Below are 15968 nucleotides of genomic sequence, written 5' to 3'. Positions count from 1 at the left end.
TTATCCGAGCGACCCCTCCATCTCAAGCTCAATGAGGCGGTTCAGCTCAACGGCGTACTCAATCGGCAGTTCTTCCGTGATCGGCTCGATGAAGCCGGCGACGATCATCTGCTTCGCGTCGTCGTCGTCCAGTCCGCGGGACTGGAGGTAGAAGACGTCCTCGTCGCCGATCTTGCCGACGGTCGCCTCGTGGGCGACGTCGACTTTGGACTCCTTGATTTCCATGTACGGCATCGTGTCCGACGTGGACTCGTTGTCGAACATCAGGGCGTCACACTCGACGGAGGTCGAGGAGTCCTCGGCACCGTCGGCGATGTGGACGAGGCCACGGTAGTTCGTGCGGCCGCCGTCCTTGCTGATGGACTTGGACTCGATGGTGGATTTCGTATCAGGCGCGTTGTGGTAGACCTTCGCGCCCGTGTCGATGTCCTGGCCCTCGCCGGCGAAGGCGATGGTGATGTGGTTGTCCGTCGCGCCGGGACCCTTGAGAACGGTGGAGGGGTACAGCATCGTGGCCTTCGAGCCCATGCTGCCCGAGACCCACTCCATCGTACCGTCGGCCTCGCAGATGGCGCGCTTGGTGTTGAGGTTGTACGTGTTCTTCGACCAGTTCTGCACGGTCGAGTACTGGACGTGTGCGTTCTCCTTGACGAACACTTCGACGCCGCCGGAGTGGAGGTTGAACTCGGAGTACTTCGGGGCGGAACAGCCCTCGATGTAGTGGACTTCCGAGTTCTCCTCGGCGATGATGAGCGTGTGCTCGAACTGGCCCATGCCGTCGGAGTTCATGCGGAAGTACGCCTGGACCGGCATGTCGACCGTGGTGTCCTCGGGGACGTAGACGAACGACCCGCCGGACCAGATGGCACCGTGCAGCGCCGCGAACTTGTTGTCGCTCGGCGGCACGGCCTTGGTCATGAAGTACTCTTTGAGGATGTCTTCGTGCTCCTGGACGGCCTTGTCCATGTCACAGAAGATGACGCCCTTCTCCTCCCAGCGCTCCTGCATGTTCTGGTAGACGATCTCGGACTCGTACTGCGCGCCGACGCCCGAAAGCGCGTTCTTCTCGGCTTCCGGGATGCCCAGTTTGTCGAAGGTGTCCTGAATCTCCTCGGGGAGATCGTTCCAGTCGTCGACGCCGCCGCGTGTCTCGATGTCGGGGCGGATGTACGGGACGATTTCGTCCACGTCGACCTCGGAGAGGTCGGGTGCGCCCGGCCAGCCGGTCGGCATCGGCATTTCCTGGTACTGCTCGAGCGCGCGCAGGCGGCGTTCGAGCATCCACTCGGGCTCGTCCTTGTCTTCGGAGATGACCCGGATGGTCTCCTCCGTGAGGCCCTTCTCGGCTTCGAAGGCGGACTTCTCCTCTTTCTTGAACTCGAAGCGCTTCTCGGTGTCGGTCTCTTTGAGGTGGTCTTGATCTGAACTCATAGTGTGTGTAGTGTTATCGCTGTGTACGGAAGGGCGTTACGCGGCCTCGTAGGCTTCCTCTCGGACCCAGTCGTACCCTTCGTCTTCGAGCTTTTCGGCGAGTTCAGCGCCACCGGAGGTGGCGATCTGGCCGTCGAGCATCACGTGGACGTGGTCGGGTTCGACGTAGTCGAGGATGCGCTGGTAGTGGGTGATCTGGAGGATGCCTGCGCCCTGCTCGTCACGGAGCGCGTTGATGCCGTTGGAGACGTCCTGCAGTCGGTCGATGTCCAGCCCGGAGTCGATCTCGTCGAGCACGGCGATCGAGGGCTCGAGGATCGCGGCCTGGAGGACTTCGTTCTGCTTCTTCTCGCCGCCCGAGAAGCCAGCGTTGAGATACCGGGACGCGAACTTCTCGTCCATGTCTAGCTGCTCCATCTTCTCCTGGAGGATCTCCTGGAACTCGGCGACGCCGATTTCGCCCTCTTCGACGTTGCCTTCCATCGGGGAGGTGTCGTAGCCGGCGGCGTCCTCGTTGGTGTCGCCGCCCTCTGCGTCGGCTTCTTCTTCCTCGTCGTCGTCCTCGAAGAGTTCCTCGCGCTCCTCGAGCTTGGCGTTGAGCGCGGTGCGGAGGAAGTTCACCATCGTGACGCCCTCGATCTCGGCCGGGTACTGGAAGCCGAGGAAGATGCCGAGCGCGGCGCGCTCGTTCGGTTCGAGGTCGAGCAGGTCCCAGGTGCGGAGTTCCTCCGGGATCTCCTCGTCACCGAACTCGTTCTCGTCGAGGTGGATGAGCACTTCGCCGTCGGTTACCTCGTAGGCGGGGTGGCCGGCGATGATCTTCGCCGTCGTCGACTTCCCCGAGCCGTTGGGACCCATCAGCGCGTGGATCTCACCGGACTCGACTTCGAGGTCGACACCGCGGAGAATCGTCTCACCGTCCTCTTCTGCGACTGCTGCGTGGAGATTGTTGATTTCGAGTGTAGCCATAGGTATCTCTTAGGTCAACCGAAAGAAGGTACGTTTCACCCATGAAGCTTTCGCATTGCCGTGAACTCAACTTCTGCATATAGAAACAATATTTCTTGCAGCGGTAAGCGGCTGCCTTCTGTGAGTTACATGAAACTCCCGAGTCCCGTCTGTTCCTGGCCGGACTTGACCTCTTCCCAGGAGATGTCCATGGCCTCCAGAATGCGGGCAATCGGGCCTTTCAGCGTCTTATCGAGCATCTTGTCCCAGTCGATCTCGAACTCCTCGGGTATCTGATCGGCGTACTCGAAGCAGATCACGTCGGGGTCCCGGCGGAACTCGCCGTACAGCGGGTCCCGCTGGGGGTCCAGTCCTTCTTCGTCCTCGATGCGCTGGAAGAAATCGGAGTGGACCCGGTCGAGGTACAGTCGCTTGGGCTTGGACCCGCTCTGGAAGTTCGTCCCCAGCAAGAGGTTGGCGTACTTCGCGCCCCGCACCTGCGCGGTGTCAGTGTCGTAGTTGTCGAGTTTCTTCCCGATGCCGCCGGGAATGCCCACGTCGTCGTAGTTGACGTTCCCGTCCTGGTAGTCTTCGATGACGTCGCTGACGTATTGCTTGATGGACTCAGCGTCCTCCCCGTGAACGATGCGGTCGATGACCTCCTTCTGGACCCGTTTCGTGATGGGGGCGATGTCGGACCGCTGGTACTCGAAGCCGGTGATGTCGATGTCGTCGACGTGCTTGCCCTCCTTCCAGACGATGTGACCCGCGTACCGTTTTTTCTTGCCCGCCTGGAAGAACCGGCGGTAGAGCTTCTCGAACTCGATCTGGAACCGGTGGTCGCTGGCGTTGAGTCGCTCCATCGCGAACTCGTCGTAGGATTCGTTGATCGTCTCCTCCAGTTCGAATCCTTTCTGGATGGTCGCCGCGAGTGTCTCCAGTTCGCCGTCGTCCATCTCGGGATGCTTCGCCCGAATCTCGTCCGTAATTTCCACGTCACCCTCGACGTCCGCGGCGGTTATATCGCCCAACTGCAGCATCACGGAGTCAGTGTCGCCGTAGACGACCTCGTACCCCTCGTCGGCGACGACTTCGTCAGTGTAGTCGATGACCTCGCGGCCGGTGGCGGTGACCGCCGCGCCCATCTCCTTGTCGTAGAGCCGGAAACGGTCCCATCCCAGTACGCCGTACAGCGAATTCATGATAACCTTGACGGCGGCCTGCTGCCTGTCAAAGCGCTCGTACTCCGGGTTATCGGGGTCGTAGCTGTTCCGCTCGGCCTTCTTCTCTTCTCGTTCTGACAGGAGTTCGTCGACCATCTCCCGGATGACGCCGTCCGGTTCCTTCCGGAAGTGGGTGCCGTTGGGCGCGCGGTAGGTGTCGCCGTCGTAGGTATCCGGGTCGACCTTCGTCTCCGGACTGGCGTTGGTCGTCACCATGCACATCGGGTACAGCGACTTCAGGTCCAGCACGGTGACGTTCTCGCGGACGCCGGTGATAGGGTCGAAAACGGCTCCGCCTTCGTAGTCCTCGCTCTCCTGTTGACCCTTCGACGGCAGTGCGAACTCCCCGTGGAGCTTGTGGAGGACGTACATGTCCACGGCGTCGCCGGGCGTCGTTGCGTCCTCCAGTTTGCAGCCGACGAAGGTGCGGACCTCGTCCCAGAAGTCGATGATATCCTGTTCGCGGTCGAGTTCGACACAGAGCTCCACGTCCCGAAGGTTGTACTCCAGCAACTGCTCGGGATCCTGTTCCCAGAGGTCGCCGATGTCGCCGGTGTAGCGCTCCTTGCCGACGCCGAGTTCCTGTTCGCCGACGGCGTCGAGCCGGTAGGATTCGAGTTCGGTGAACTGGGTGCGCTTGTAGGCATAGAGAAGGTCGAAGACGACCCGGCCCTTGATGTCCGGGCCGCCCCAGCCCGAGCGCCAGACCTCGTCGACCCGCGAGAGGCGGTCGATCTGCAGGTCGTAGTCGTGGGTGTAGCTCTGGAGTTCTTCCAGTCGGTCGAGGAAGTACGGCGCGTCGAAGTCGTCAAAGTTCCAGCCCGTCAGCACGTCCGGGTCGGTGTCGACGATGTAGTCGACGAACGCCTCCAGCATGGCCTCCTCCTCGTCGAAGACGCGCACGTCGGCTTCGAAGTCCTCCCGAATCGGGTCGTAGCCGGCCAGTGCCTCGGGGCCGTCGATGCCGTCGGGGGACTCGTACAGCCAGACGACATACTCGTCGCGGTAGGAGTCGTGAGAAGTGAGACAGATGATCGGCTCCTCGCCGTCCTCGGGGAAGCCGTGGCGGTCGTCGACCTCGATGTCGAAGGTGTTGACGCGCGGGTCGGCGTGGGCTTCGACCGGCTGGATCTCCTCGTGATGGACCTTCAGGCTGTCGTCGTCAAGCTCTCGGGCGGGGACGCGCACGCCGCTCGTGATGTCTTTGTCGATGAGCAGGCGGTTGGGGAAGAGGATGTCCGCCTCGTAGTGGTCGAAGTCGTCACGTATCTGGCCCACGTCGCGGGGCGTCTGACCGAATATCTTCGTCAGACGCTCGCCTCGGATGGACTCGTAGGGCTCACCGTCATCGCCGGCTTCCTCCCACCCGGTGATGCTGTCGTACTGGCGGAGTTCGTCCTCAGTGACGCTGTCGGTCGGTGCGTAAAAGTAGGGCTTGAAATCAAAGACGCGAGCGTGGACCGGCTCGTTGTCGTCGGTGCGGCCGAAGACGTGGACGACCGGAGACTCGTCGTCACCCTGGCCTTCGATGGTGTAGTCGACCTGCGTGACAACGAACTCAACGGTCTCCTCGACCGGTGGGAACTGGCGCTCGTCGAGGTCGACGACGCTCGTCCCGTCGGTATCGCTCCCACCGTTGCCCGCGATGGCTGCCGCTTCGTCGGCCACCGGGCGGTCCTCGTCCGCGCCTTGCTCGAAGTCCCCCAGCGTGCCCTGGGTCCCGTCACTCATTCTTGGCCATGCTTCGAGATGCCGCATAAAAACACCGACGGTCGACGGGGTATTGCCACAGGCAGAAAGTATATGCCATCGAGTACCATACCCAAGTTTGACGGCTAATGTCGCACCACGCATCCCCCCACGGCGAGGCGGATAGGTCCGAAGAACTGCGGTCGGAGCCGGCGCTCCCGGACGCCATCCAGACGACCGAGACCTACGAGACCGAGGAGGGGACAGTGTTCTACGACGCGGAGAACCCCCTCGCGTGGCTGCAGACCGATACGGCACTCACCTTACAGGAGATCGCCTGACACAGAGTCCTTTTATTTGCCGGACGACGTAATGCGCCTGTGATGGATATCCCCGGCGAGGACGACCCCAACCAGAGCCCGGGGGTTCTCTCCGAAAAGAGCGAGCACGAGCCCTCAGAGTTCGATCCGGAGAGCCTCGGCCCGGACGTACCCTCGCCGTCGGACGGCGATTACAACGGCGAGGCCACGGGGCTGTTCGTCAGGCTCGTCATCGTGTTCAACGTCGCGCTGCTGGCCCTCTCACTCGGACCGATGCTGGCCTACTTCGAGGGGCAGGTCGACCTCGGGATACGGATCTTCCTCGTCGGTGTCATCGCCTTCGGCTACGGAACGTTTCGGTACGTGAAGTTCGAGCGGGAGCGCAAATCGGACGACGACGGGGGCGAAACAGCCGAGACAACAGATACCCAGCCTGACGGCGCGGAGTCAGGCGACCACAACGGCTAACCGGCCCGGTCGGCTACGAACGGCCATATGCGTACTGTGCGGGACGACGACGGCACGCGGTACTTACTGCTAAAGGAGTCCACCGAGTCGAGTCTGGTCCGGGACCCCGAAACCGGCGAGCAGCGCCACGTCCCGAACGCTGATCTCGAACCCGTCGATGGCGAATCGCCCTTAGCCACGGCCGCCGAGGCCGTTCCCGACGCCGCCCGCCAAGTCATTACAGCGACCCACGACGACCGCGCGCTGGGTCTCCTCGTCGAACTCGACGAGCGCGGGCCGCTCTCTGTGGCGGAACTGCTCTCTGCGTACGACCTCTGTGAGAGCGACCTGCATGGCCTGCTGGCCGAGTTCCGCGCCGCCGGCCTGCTTACCGAGGCACAGATCCACGGCCAGCGGGGCTACGACACGACGGAAACAGCCCGTGATGGACTGGCTCACCTCCGCGACTGAGGCCGGGTCAACGCTGCGACTGTTTCAGGCCAGTTCTGCGACCGTCGCTTCGACCTGCTCGACCCGCGAGCGGTTGGTCGTGGCGTCCTTTTCCACACGGACGAGGTCGTCGGCCGCGCCGACCAGTTCTTCGTCGTGGCTGACCACCAGAATCTGCTCGACGCCGACCTCGTCGCGCATGTACTCGACGAGGTCGAGCAGTTGCGTGACGTGGCCCGAATCCAGGAACACCGTCGGCTCGTCGAGGATGAGCGGGGGCATCGGCGCTGCGCCTTCGATACCCTCCGCGAGCAACCGGTAGATGGCACACCGCAGGCTGAGGTTGAACAGCGCCCGCTCGCCGCCGGATAGCTGTTCGGGCTCCAGCGGCTCGCCGTCTTTCTGATACACCGTGAGCTGGTACTGCCCGTCGAGTTCGATGTGGGAGTACGAGTCGTTCTGGTACACCAGATCGAACGTCTGGTTGAGCATCCGTTCGAGCGTCTCGACGTTGCGCTGGCGCAGTTCCGCCCGGAGCGTGCCGTACATCTCCTGTAGCTCCTCGGTCTCGTCGTACAGCGTATCGAGCTGTTCGAGGGTCGCTTCCAGGTCCTCGCGCCGGTCCCGCAGCGACTCCAGTTCCTCGATCTCGTTCGTGACGCCGCCAATGGCGTTTTGCAGTTCGTCGCGCTTTTCGCGTTTCTCCGCCAGCGCCTCCTTGGCCTGGTCGATGTACTTTTTCGCGCGCTGCTTCTCATTGCGGGCTTCGTCGATTCGCTCCTCGTCGAACGACTCCGCGAGGTTCTGCTTGCGCTCGCGCTTCTCCGCTAGCTGTTCGCGGCGCTGGTCGTTCAGTTCGGCCTGCTGACTGCGCTTCTCCCGCAGACGCTCGATGTCGTCGTCGCAGTCGTCGATCTTCGCAAGCAGGTCTTCGACCCGCTCTAGGCGCTCAATTGACTGCTTGACCTGCTGGCGCTCCTGGTTGCATTCGGCGACGACCGAACGGCAGTCCTCGGCCTGTTCGCGGGCCTCGGCCGCCTTCTCGCGTTTCGTCTCGGCCTCGGACTCGTGTTCTGTTGCTTCCTCACGGAGCGTTTCGATGCGCTCCTGGTCCGCGTCCAGCCCGTCCGCCTTCTCTTCGACGAGCTGGACGATGTTCGAACGGTTGTTCTCTAACGTCGATAACTCGTCGGCGACCCCGACCAGTTCCGTCGCGGTTTCGTGTTTCGATTCGAGTTCCGAAACGTTCTCGCGGGCGTCCGCGAGTGTCTCCTCCAGCTCGGCGATCCGCTCGCGGTCGTCCTCGATGGAGTCGACGTGTGGCGACTCGCTCACGTCCTGGCCGCACTCGGGACATTTGCCTTCCTCCAGCAGCGCCTCGGCCTCCGCGAGCGACTCGCGCTCGGTCTCCAGTTTCGTCTCCAGTTCGGTCACCCGCTTCCGGGCCTCTTCGAGGTCACTGGCGACGGATTCCTTGTACGACTGTGCCCCCTCGCGGTCGGTCGGCGCGTCCTCGAATCTGGCTTCGAGGTCGGCGATCTGGTCGTCGATGTCGCTGATCTGCTCCCGACGCTGGGCGATGGTCTCCCGCGCCGCTTCGAGGTTGGCTTCCAGTTCGTCGGCCTCCTCGCGCTTGTCCTCGGCTCGGGATTCGAGGTCTTCGGCGCTGTCAGCTAGCGCGTCGGCGGTGCTGCTGTGTTCTTTCGCGTCCACGCGCTGGTCCTCGATTCGGCTCTGGAGGTCGTCGTCGCGGGACTGTAGTTCCTCCAGCCGTGCGTCGACGGTGTCCGGGTCCGGCTCTGAACTGTCGAGGTCGGTTTCGGCGGCCGTCTCCGAGAGGTCTTCCCGCAGCGACTCCCGGCGGTCCTGCAGGTCGCTGATCTGCTCTTTGAGCTCGGTTCGTTCCGTCTCCGTCTCGGTAATCGTCGTCTCCAGTTCCTCGATGTCGGCTTCCAGCGCCGACAGTTCCTCGCGTTTCTCCTCGTACTCTTCGAGGACGGACTCGGCCTGCGTGAGCGTCTCCTCGGCGGTAGCCTTCTGGTCCTCGATATGCTCGATTTCCTCCTGCAGATTGGACTCCTTCGTTTCGAGGCCGTTCAGGCGCTCGTGGAGGTCCTTCGCCTCTTTCTCCTGAATCTGCTCGTCGAGTTGTGAGAGCGCTCCCTGTTTGTCGTCGCGAACGCGACCCACGCCGACGCGGGCGTCGCTGGCCCGCTCGCGGTACTCCTCCAGTTTCCCCAGTTGCAGGAGGTCGTCGAGCATGTCCTGGCGATCGCCGGGGGAGGCGTTGATGAGCTTGTTCACCTCGCCCTGGCGGACGTAGGCGCAGTTGACGAACGCCTCGCTGTCCATCCGCAGGAGTTCGGTAATGCGCCGGCGTACGTCGCGGGCCCCTTCGTAGTTTCCTTCAGGTGTCTCCAGGACGCACTTCGCCGTCGTCGGTTGCGCCCCGGTCGCGCGGACCCGGCGCGTGAGGTGGTAGTCGCCGCCGGCGTGAGAGAACCACAGTTCGACGGTGCAGTCGTCGGCCCCGATGGTGACCACGTCGCCGAGATTCTCATCCAGCGCTTTCGAGCCGTACAGAGCGAAGAAGCAGGCCTCTAACAGGGATGACTTCCCGCTTCCGTTGAGCCCGTGGATGACAGTCACGCCGCTGTCCAGTCGCAGGTCGGCATCGTCGTAGCACTTGAAATTAGATAGTTTGACGCGTTGAAATTTCATCGTTGGCCCTCCATTACAGGAACTCCTCGACGCTCGCCTGGCCGTCGTCGTCTGTGCCGTCGGCCTCGTTCACCGCTGCTCCGCTGTCAGTTTCGTCCGTATCTATGTTCGCAGTCGCTTCCGTGTCGTCTGCGCTCGGAGGGCCATCAGCGTCGGCCGCGAGCGCATCCTCGGACAGCAGCTCGCGCACGTGCCGTTCGACCTCGTCTTTGACGTTCGCGTCGGCGACCTTCGAGGCACGAATCGTCTCGTCGATGTCGTGAGCGGCCTCGCTCAGCCCGAGGTCTCGAACGCGCTCGGTGACGGCGTCGTCGGGGTCGGCGAAGCTGATCTCCGTTTCTTGCTCTTCAGCCGTGATTTCACGGTGGTCGGTGACCCGAGCGACGAGCGCTCCCCGGTCCAGTGCGAAGGACTCGACGCTGGCCGGCGTGACCGGGTCGCCGTCGCCGCTGATGGAGACGATGACGACGGCGTCCTCCAGGTCGTGCTGGCCGACGCGGCTCCGGACGCGCTCGACGCCCTCCTCGGGCCCGAGGTCCACGTCGACGAAGACGAACTCGCGGGTGTCGAGACCGCGGCGGGTGATACGGACCTCGTCGTCGAAGGTGACGATGTTGTAGCCGCGGTCCTCGCGTTCGCTCGCACTCGCCCGCTCGGTCGACCCGCAGTAGGTGACCCAGGCGTCCTCGACCTGCTGTTTGCCGGGGTCGTGGTTGTCGCCGAGCAACATTGCGTCGAACGCGACAGACGACTCGGTGAGTATCTCCGCGGCGTCCCAGTCACCGTAATCGAAGGGCTGGAACAGACCGTGGGTGACCAGCGCGGCGCTGTCGGCGTCGTGCGGGGCGAAGTCGTAGTCGAGGTCGTCGCGCTGTGACCGGGGCACGAAATCGAGGCCGTAGAAAGCGGTGTCACCGATGACGGTCGGCTCGTCGTCGAGCCGCGTCGCCAGGCCCAGCGATTCGTACAGGTCGAGCCACTGGGCGTCCCGCTTTGCTTCGTGGTTTCCCACGATGGCAAGAAACGGGATGCCGGCCTCAGAGAGTTCTTCCAGAACGCTGAGCGTACCCATGATGTCCGCAAGCGCCGGGCGGCGGTCGTGAAAGAGGTCACCGGCGTGAACGACGGCGTCGGCGTCGTCCGCGATGGCGTCCCGGACCACCTGTCGGAACGCATCGAGGAAGTCGTCCCGTCGGTCGGGGACGTTGTACTGCTGATACCCGACATGGGTATCGCCGGTGTGTATCACCCGTGTCATTTGCCCACCCGTAAGCCAGCGCCACCTAAAGAGGTATCGTGACCGGAGTGAAAGTGGTCGACGGCAGTGCGGTCGGCCCGGTGGCTACGCTTCAGCGTCAGTCCCCGCCGCGGCATCCCGATACTGCTGGAACGCTCGCAAAGCCGCCCGCCCCTCGTCGGCCAGCCCACTCACTTCGTGTTCGGCCTGGTCGACAGCCGCTTCGAGTCGCCCGACGCCAAACGCCTCGACGAAGGCGACTGCTTCGCCCAAGTCGTTGGTCGCCCGAACTGCTCGTTCGATGACTGTCCAGTAGCCGGCGTCGTCATCCATCCCGTCGGTGGGCATCCGGCCCGCGACGGTATCGTCCCGGTCGGCCAGTTGGGTCGATCCGCCCTCGTCGCTGTCGTCCTCACCGTCAGCGAGCGCCGTGAGTGCCGCCTTCACTTGGTCGCTATTGGGCATAGAATGAGGTGGTCCCGGCATCCGGTATAAACGTTCAGTGGCTCTACTTCGACCGGTAGCACTACGAGATAGTCCCTCCAGATGGGATAGAAAAGAGCACAGTTTAGTGATATGACACGGTTGGTAGAACTAACGGCCCAGCGTCGATGCCATCAGACAAGAACCCATCACTGGACGTCCCTCACACCGTGCTTCGCAACAAATTCCTCGCGGACGACCGTTCGATTTCGTCGGCTACAGTCGTCGCACTGCTGATTCTGGCAACTCTACTTATTTCCATTGTCCTCGCGATGTTCATCCTCGGCATGGGTGGCTGAGGCGGGCGAGCCGTAACGAACGGTGACCGGATGTAGCCCCGGCCCCGGTCCGAGCGTTCAAATACCAGCACGGGACCAGAGCCGGGCATGACGGATATCGAGACGCTGGCTGAACGGCTACGCACGGTCGAACGCGCGGTCACGGACGGAACGATGGAGTTCCCGGAGGTGACCGAACTCGCGGGGTTGGAAAAGCGCGTGGAAACTGTCGAACAGCGCGTCGACGATATCGACGAGCGGACGGCAGAACTCGAAGCGGCCACGCAGGCCCTCCGCGGGTACGTTGGGAACGTCCGCTCGGTCAACGACGAGGTCGAACAGCGTGCCGACGCGGCGCTGGCAGCGACCGACCGACTTGAGGTGCGCCTCAACGAGGAGTTGTCGTCGCCGTCGGCATCTGACCCACCAGCAGGGGGAGCCGACCAGCGGCGGACGGAGACGGCACAGGGACGTCCAGGCCCGCCGGATGGCGGCAACCACACAGACCCCAGCGCCACGACCAGCCTCGCGGCCGAGGCGCAGACCGATTTCTCCGCCATCACCGACGGCGGTGGCCCGGACAACGACGAGAGCGAGACCACAGACACAGGCGTGTTCGGGCGCATCCGTGCGCTACTGTGATATACCGGCTGGTCATCGCCGTCGCGATTATGACCGCACTGTTTGGCGCGACGGCCCCGGCATTGTCGACGGCTCGGGCGGACGCGGCTAACAGTGCGATGGAGCGCCAGATGGGCGAACTGGCGGCCGAACTGGCGACGCTGGTCGAGACTAATGCGGCCACGCTGGACGGCGACGCACAGCGCGTGGTAGAGATACGGCTGCCCGCGCAGACGTACACAAGCGCCGGTGTGGACCACCTCGGGTTCAGCGCGCAGGCCGGTGTCGGCCTCGCAACGTGGCAAGTCGCATCTCAAAAGCAGACCGAGCAACTGGTCGATATTCCGCTCCGAACGACAGCGTCGACCGACCGGCTCAATGAACCCGGCACACATCGACTCGTGTTCGTGCTGACGCGGTCGGACGGCCGGCGAGTGCTGACGGTCCATCGATTTAAGTCCGATGCCGTGGCGAGGGGTGGCCATGCGTGAGTGGCTCTTCGGGTCATCGACAGCGGCGGACTGTCGCTGTGAGACGGCCATCGAGGGTGAGCGGCTGGTGGTGACCGCAGAGGACTGCCCGGGCGGGGGCGACCTCGCCGCGTCGGCTGACTGCCGGGCAACAGTCGTCGATTCGCTCTCCTCGACCGGTGTCGAGACTATCGTTACAGAACAGGCAGGACAGGAACGGGTGTACGTCGGTAGGGCCGCGGCGGTACTCATTGCTGCCGGCCGATTCGCGACCAGGGTCGCCTCGCTTGACGAGCGACTCGCTGAATGTGCCCGCCGTGACCCCGTCGCCGCTGCGACGGAGGCAGTCGGGCGGGCGGGGCCGGTCGCCGACCTGGCGGCGGAGACCGGGCTCGCAGTCGCTACCGAAGGATTCGACACTAGCGAGCAGGCGGTGACCGCCTACACCGGGCCGACGATCAGTGATGCCCGCGTCGGAGTAGCGCCACCAGCGGACGCAGCGCTTCGGGACCAGCGAACGCTCCGGACAGAGGCCCTCGTTCGACGATACGACAGGCCCGGCGACCACCTGCCGGTGTACCACATCGAGCCCCGCGAACAGCGGTTCGACGCGGCAATGATGGAGTCGCTCGTCGCGGCGTACGAGCGGATGGCGAACGCCGCCGTCGACGGTGGCTGTCACGCCTATGACGCGGCCGATGCGGCGGCCGACGACAGCACGACCGCAACAGCCGTCGGGGCCGTGCTGGAGAAACACACTGGCGGCCTCGGCGTTCTCGAAGACGTCTTCGCCGACGAGCGAGTGTCCGACGTGTTCGCGACAGCCCCTGTCAGTGACACGCGGCTCCGGGTTCACTGCGACGGCGAGACCATGCGGACCAACGTTCGCATGACACCATCGGGGGCGAACGCGCTGGCATCGACGTTCAGACGGTCGAGTGGCCGCGCCTTCTCGCGAGCAAACCCGACGCTGGATGCGACGGCGACGGTAGCCGACCGGCAGATACGCGTCGCTGGGGTGAACGAGCCAGTCAGTGATGGCCTCGCCTTCGCGTTCCGCGCCCACGACAGCGATGTGTGGCGGCTGACAGACTTCGTCGACAACGGGACGATGCCAGCCGCCGTCGCCGGACTGCTCTCCGTCGCCACGGAGCGGGGCGGGGCCTGCCTCATTGCTGGCCCCCGCGGCGCGGGCAAGACGACGACACTGGGTGCGCTGCTCTGGGAGATCCCCCGCGAGGTTCGAACTGTCCTCATCGAGGACACGCCGGAACTCCCCGCGTCGTCGCTCCGGGACGACAGCCGGGACGTGCAGGCGCTTCGGACCGCCCGCGGAGAGGGACCGTCGGTCGACGCTACCGAGGCCCTTCGAACAGCACTCCGACTCGGCGAAGGCGCGCTCGCCGTCGGAGAGGTCCGCGGCGAGGAGGCCGGCGTCCTCTACGAGGCGATGCGCGTCGGTGGCGGCGACGGTGCCGTGCTCGGCACGATTCACGGCAACGGCCCCGAAGCGGTTCGGGAACGGCTGGTGTCGGACCTCGAAATCACCGTCCAGTCGTTCGCCACGACGGACCTCGTGGTGACGCTGGCCTCGCCCACGTCAGAGCATGGCCGTGGCATCGCCTCCATCGCAGAAATCGTCTCCCACGGCGACGACGTTTCCTTCGAGTTGCTCTACGAGCGAGACGGGTCGACAGCGGCGGCTACCGGTCGCCTGGAGCGGGGCAGCAGCCGTCTAGTGGAGTCGCTTGCCGCACCGGGCGAGTCCTACGCCGAGGTACTCGAGACTATCGAGGCGCGAGCCGAACAGTTCGAAGAATCGTTAGCTGTCCAGACGCGAGGGAGCGAGGCGCCCACAGACGAGGTCCAGCCGTGAGCCACGCCAGCGGTTCAGACGACGACCCTGCTGACGCCAGCGCGGCACCAGCCACGACTTTCGCAACCGTGCTCGCAACAGCCTACCCAGGCACTGTCGAGGTGCCCGACGACTACCGCCGGGCGTGCCGACTACTCTCGATCCTGGCCCCGGCAGAGACAGTACTGACAGCCAGTTACGGCATCGCGCTGTATGGCTCCCTGCTCGCGACGGTCGCCGTCTTGGTGGTGCGCGGACAGCTGGCGACGACCGTCGGCCTCGGATTCGTCGTCCTGTCCCTGAGCGTCGCGGCGCTGGGACGATACGGCATCCCCTTCGCCGCAGAGGCGAAACGCATCCGAACGTTGGGAGCGGCGCCGTCACTCGTCACGACGCTGGTGCTCGGTGCGACGCTGTGGCCCAGCGCCGAGCGAGCGGCCGCGTTCGCCGGACGGGCCGGGAACGGGTTGCTCGCCGCACGCCTGGACCAGCAACGCCGGCGAGCCGCGGGTACACCGCGGAGCGGCCTGGAAACGTTCGCAGTTGCCTGGAACGGCCGGTTCCCGGCGCTTGAACGCGCAGTCGGACTGGTCGAAAACGCGACGGCTGCTCCGGCCGAGGAGCGGCCCGAAGTCCTGGAACGCGCACGGCGATGCATCCTCGACGGGACGCGTGACGAGATGGCGGCCTTTGCGGCCTCGCTCCGCGGCCCGGTGACCGGGGTGTACGCGTTCGGCGTCCTCCTGCCGTTGGCGATGGCGTCGCTGTTGCCTGCCGCCGCTGCCGCAGGCGTGCCAGTGACAGCGTCCGTGTTGATCGGAACTTACGGCGTCGTCTTGCCCGCCGCGTTGTTGATCGCCTGTTGCTGGCTGCTGGGCCGCCGACCAGTCGCGTTCCCGCCGGCGACGGTCCCTCGGAGCCACCCGAACGTCCCGGATACACCGCTGTACTCGGTCCTGATCGGTGTTGTCGCCGGAATCGGGGGGTGGCTGCTCGCTGGTGTCATCGTCGCTGAATGGGCCTCCCCTGTCGGTGCGCTCGGAGCGGGCGTCGGGAGCGCGCTCGCCATCAACTACCGACCCGTCGCCGAGGTCCGCGACCACGTCACCGACATCGAATCGGGCCTCCCCGACGCGCTGTCTGCCGCCGGTCGGCGTCTGGACCGCGGCCAGTCGGTCGAAGCAGCGCTTGTCGAGGCTGTCGACGAGGCTCCCGAACCCACCAGCGGCGTCATCGAAGCCGCCGTCGAGCGCCAGGAACGCCTCGGGACCAGCGTCGAGGGGGCGTTTCTGGGTCCCGGCGGCGCGCTCGCTGACGTTCCGAGCCACCGTACCCGTCGGGTCGCAATGCTACTGGACACGGCCGCGACGATCGGGCCACCGGCGGGCGAGCCGGTGACGACGATGGGTGAGCATCTGGACGCGCTCCGGGCCATCGAGCGCGAGACGCGCCGCGACCTTTCGCAGATAACCGAGACACTGTCGAACACCGCCGCGCTGTTCGGCCCGCTGGTCGGCGGCGCGACCGTCGCGCTGGCCGGGTCGATGGGCGGCGGTGAGCAGTTCAGCACTGTTTCCGACGCGCTGCTGGGGCCGGTCGTCGGCTGGTACGTCCTCGTCCTGGCTGTCCTGTTGACGGCGCTGTCGACAGGGCTTCACCGCGGACTCGACCGCGCACTCGTGGGTTACCGCGCCGGCCTGGCGCTCCTGTCAGCCACGGCCACCTTCCTCGTCGCCGTGGTCGCTACCGAGTTGCTGGTCTAGTGTTTAAATCGGAGAACGCAGCCAGACCAGTA

14 protein-coding genes are annotated in these 15968 nt (G+C 64.7%); 8 read left to right on the top strand and 6 right to left on the bottom strand.

Annotation, left to right across the window (positions count from 1 at the left end):
* From sufB to ACOZ4H_RS05810, 3 genes are all read right to left on the bottom strand, one after another.
* Positions 1-1431: a Fe-S cluster assembly protein SufB gene (gene sufB / locus ACOZ4H_RS05820; protein WP_424328406.1), complete on the bottom strand. Its 1431-nt coding sequence runs from the start codon at positions 1429-1431 to the stop codon at positions 1-3.
* A 36-nt stretch (positions 1432-1467) separates the two neighbouring features.
* On the bottom strand, positions 1468-2400 hold the full coding sequence (locus ACOZ4H_RS05815) for an ABC transporter ATP-binding protein (protein WP_424328405.1): 933 nt from the start codon (positions 2398-2400) through the stop codon (positions 1468-1470).
* 125 nt (positions 2401-2525) lie between these two features.
* Complete coding sequence (locus ACOZ4H_RS05810) at positions 2526-5333, bottom strand: DNA-directed DNA polymerase (RefSeq protein ID WP_424328404.1); 2808 nt, start codon at positions 5331-5333, stop codon at positions 2526-2528.
* Positions 5334-5440: 107 nt separating this feature from the next.
* On the opposite strand from ACOZ4H_RS05810, the gene ACOZ4H_RS05805 reads away from it, so the two are divergent.
* The 3 genes from ACOZ4H_RS05805 to ACOZ4H_RS05795 are packed head-to-tail and all read left to right on the top strand — an operon-like array spanning position 5441 to position 6529.
* Positions 5441-5632, top strand: coding sequence for a DUF7331 family protein (locus ACOZ4H_RS05805; RefSeq protein WP_004517169.1), 192 nt, complete (start codon positions 5441-5443; stop codon positions 5630-5632).
* 42 nt (positions 5633-5674) lie between these two features.
* Positions 5675-6079, top strand: coding sequence for a DUF7322 domain-containing protein (locus ACOZ4H_RS05800; RefSeq protein ID WP_424328403.1), 405 nt, complete (start codon positions 5675-5677; stop codon positions 6077-6079).
* Between the two features lie 27 nt (positions 6080-6106).
* Positions 6107-6529 carry a DUF7346 family protein gene (locus ACOZ4H_RS05795; RefSeq protein WP_424328402.1) on the top strand — a complete coding sequence of 141 codons (423 nt, stop codon included), beginning with the start codon at positions 6107-6109 and terminating at the stop codon, positions 6527-6529.
* A gap of 24 nt (positions 6530-6553) precedes the next feature.
* Here the strand turns inward: ACOZ4H_RS05795 and rad50 are convergent, their stop codons facing one another.
* From rad50 to ACOZ4H_RS05780, 3 genes are all read right to left on the bottom strand, one after another.
* The gene (gene rad50 / locus ACOZ4H_RS05790) at positions 6554-9229 is read right to left on the bottom strand and encodes a DNA double-strand break repair ATPase Rad50 (protein ID WP_424328401.1); all 2676 of its coding nucleotides are present in this window, start codon (positions 9227-9229) and stop codon (positions 6554-6556) included.
* Between the two features lie 13 nt (positions 9230-9242).
* Positions 9243-10487: a DNA double-strand break repair protein Mre11 gene (gene mre11, locus ACOZ4H_RS05785; protein ID WP_424328400.1), complete on the bottom strand. Its 1245-nt coding sequence runs from the start codon at positions 10485-10487 to the stop codon at positions 9243-9245.
* An 84-nt stretch (positions 10488-10571) separates the two neighbouring features.
* Entirely contained in the window at positions 10572-10931 is a 360-nt protein-coding gene (locus ACOZ4H_RS05780; protein WP_424328399.1) for a hypothetical protein, read from the bottom strand.
* Between the two features lie 146 nt (positions 10932-11077).
* Between ACOZ4H_RS05780 and ACOZ4H_RS05775 the strand changes: the two genes are divergently transcribed.
* The 5 genes from ACOZ4H_RS05775 to ACOZ4H_RS05755 all read left to right on the top strand — a co-directional run bounded on the left by ACOZ4H_RS05775 (position 11078) and on the right by ACOZ4H_RS05755 (position 15936).
* Entirely contained in the window at positions 11078-11248 is a 171-nt protein-coding gene (locus ACOZ4H_RS05775) for a hypothetical protein (protein ID WP_424328398.1), read from the top strand.
* An 87-nt stretch (positions 11249-11335) separates the two neighbouring features.
* A complete protein-coding gene (locus tag ACOZ4H_RS05770; protein WP_424328397.1) occupies positions 11336-11869 on the top strand; it encodes a DUF7310 family coiled-coil domain-containing protein in 534 nt (177 codons plus the stop codon).
* Entirely contained in the window at positions 11866-12339 is a 474-nt protein-coding gene (locus tag ACOZ4H_RS05765) for a DUF7311 family protein (protein WP_424328396.1), read from the top strand. The genes ACOZ4H_RS05770 and ACOZ4H_RS05765 overlap by 4 nt, the downstream gene beginning before the upstream one ends.
* Positions 12332-14194, top strand: coding sequence for an ATPase, T2SS/T4P/T4SS family (locus ACOZ4H_RS05760; protein ID WP_424328395.1), 1863 nt, complete (start codon positions 12332-12334; stop codon positions 14192-14194). Before ACOZ4H_RS05765 ends, ACOZ4H_RS05760 begins: the two co-directional genes overlap by 8 nt.
* Positions 14191-15936 (top strand): type II secretion system F family protein, encoded by a 1746-nt coding sequence (locus tag ACOZ4H_RS05755; protein WP_424328394.1) that lies wholly within the window; start codon positions 14191-14193, stop codon positions 15934-15936. Before ACOZ4H_RS05760 ends, ACOZ4H_RS05755 begins: the two co-directional genes overlap by 4 nt.
* Positions 15937-15968 lie beyond the last annotated feature (32 nt).

It is taken from the genome of Haloarcula amylolytica (assembly GCF_049705545.1).
Classification (GTDB): Archaea; Halobacteriota; Halobacteria; order Halobacteriales; family Haloarculaceae; genus Haloarcula; species Haloarcula amylolytica_B.
The sequence above is the reverse complement of the archived record's forward strand: the minus strand, read 5'-3'. Positions and strand labels throughout refer to the sequence as shown.

Coding starts and splice junctions, on each gene's coding strand:
- rad50 (WP_424328401.1), bottom strand. CDS start 9,229: ATGAAATTTCAACGCGTCAAACTATCTAATTTCAAGTGCTACGACGAT.
- ACOZ4H_RS05760 (WP_424328395.1), top strand. CDS start 12,332: ATGCGTGAGTGGCTCTTCGGGTCATCGACAGCGGCGGACTGTCGCTGT.
- mre11 (WP_424328400.1), bottom strand. CDS start 10,487: ATGACACGGGTGATACACACCGGCGATACCCATGTCGGGTATCAGCAG.
- ACOZ4H_RS05800 (WP_424328403.1), top strand. CDS start 5,675: ATGGATATCCCCGGCGAGGACGACCCCAACCAGAGCCCGGGGGTTCTC.
- ACOZ4H_RS05780 (WP_424328399.1), bottom strand. CDS start 10,931: ATGCCCAATAGCGACCAAGTGAAGGCGGCACTCACGGCGCTCGCTGAC.
- ACOZ4H_RS05815 (WP_424328405.1), bottom strand. CDS start 2,400: ATGGCTACACTCGAAATCAACAATCTCCACGCAGCAGTCGCAGAAGAG.
- ACOZ4H_RS05805 (WP_004517169.1), top strand. CDS start 5,441: ATGTCGCACCACGCATCCCCCCACGGCGAGGCGGATAGGTCCGAAGAA.
- ACOZ4H_RS05795 (WP_424328402.1), top strand. CDS start 6,107: ATGCGTACTGTGCGGGACGACGACGGCACGCGGTACTTACTGCTAAAG.
- ACOZ4H_RS05810 (WP_424328404.1), bottom strand. CDS start 5,333: ATGAGTGACGGGACCCAGGGCACGCTGGGGGACTTCGAGCAAGGCGCG.
- sufB (WP_424328406.1), bottom strand. CDS start 1,431: ATGAGTTCAGATCAAGACCACCTCAAAGAGACCGACACCGAGAAGCGC.
- ACOZ4H_RS05775 (WP_424328398.1), top strand. CDS start 11,078: ATGCCATCAGACAAGAACCCATCACTGGACGTCCCTCACACCGTGCTT.
- ACOZ4H_RS05770 (WP_424328397.1), top strand. CDS start 11,336: ATGACGGATATCGAGACGCTGGCTGAACGGCTACGCACGGTCGAACGC.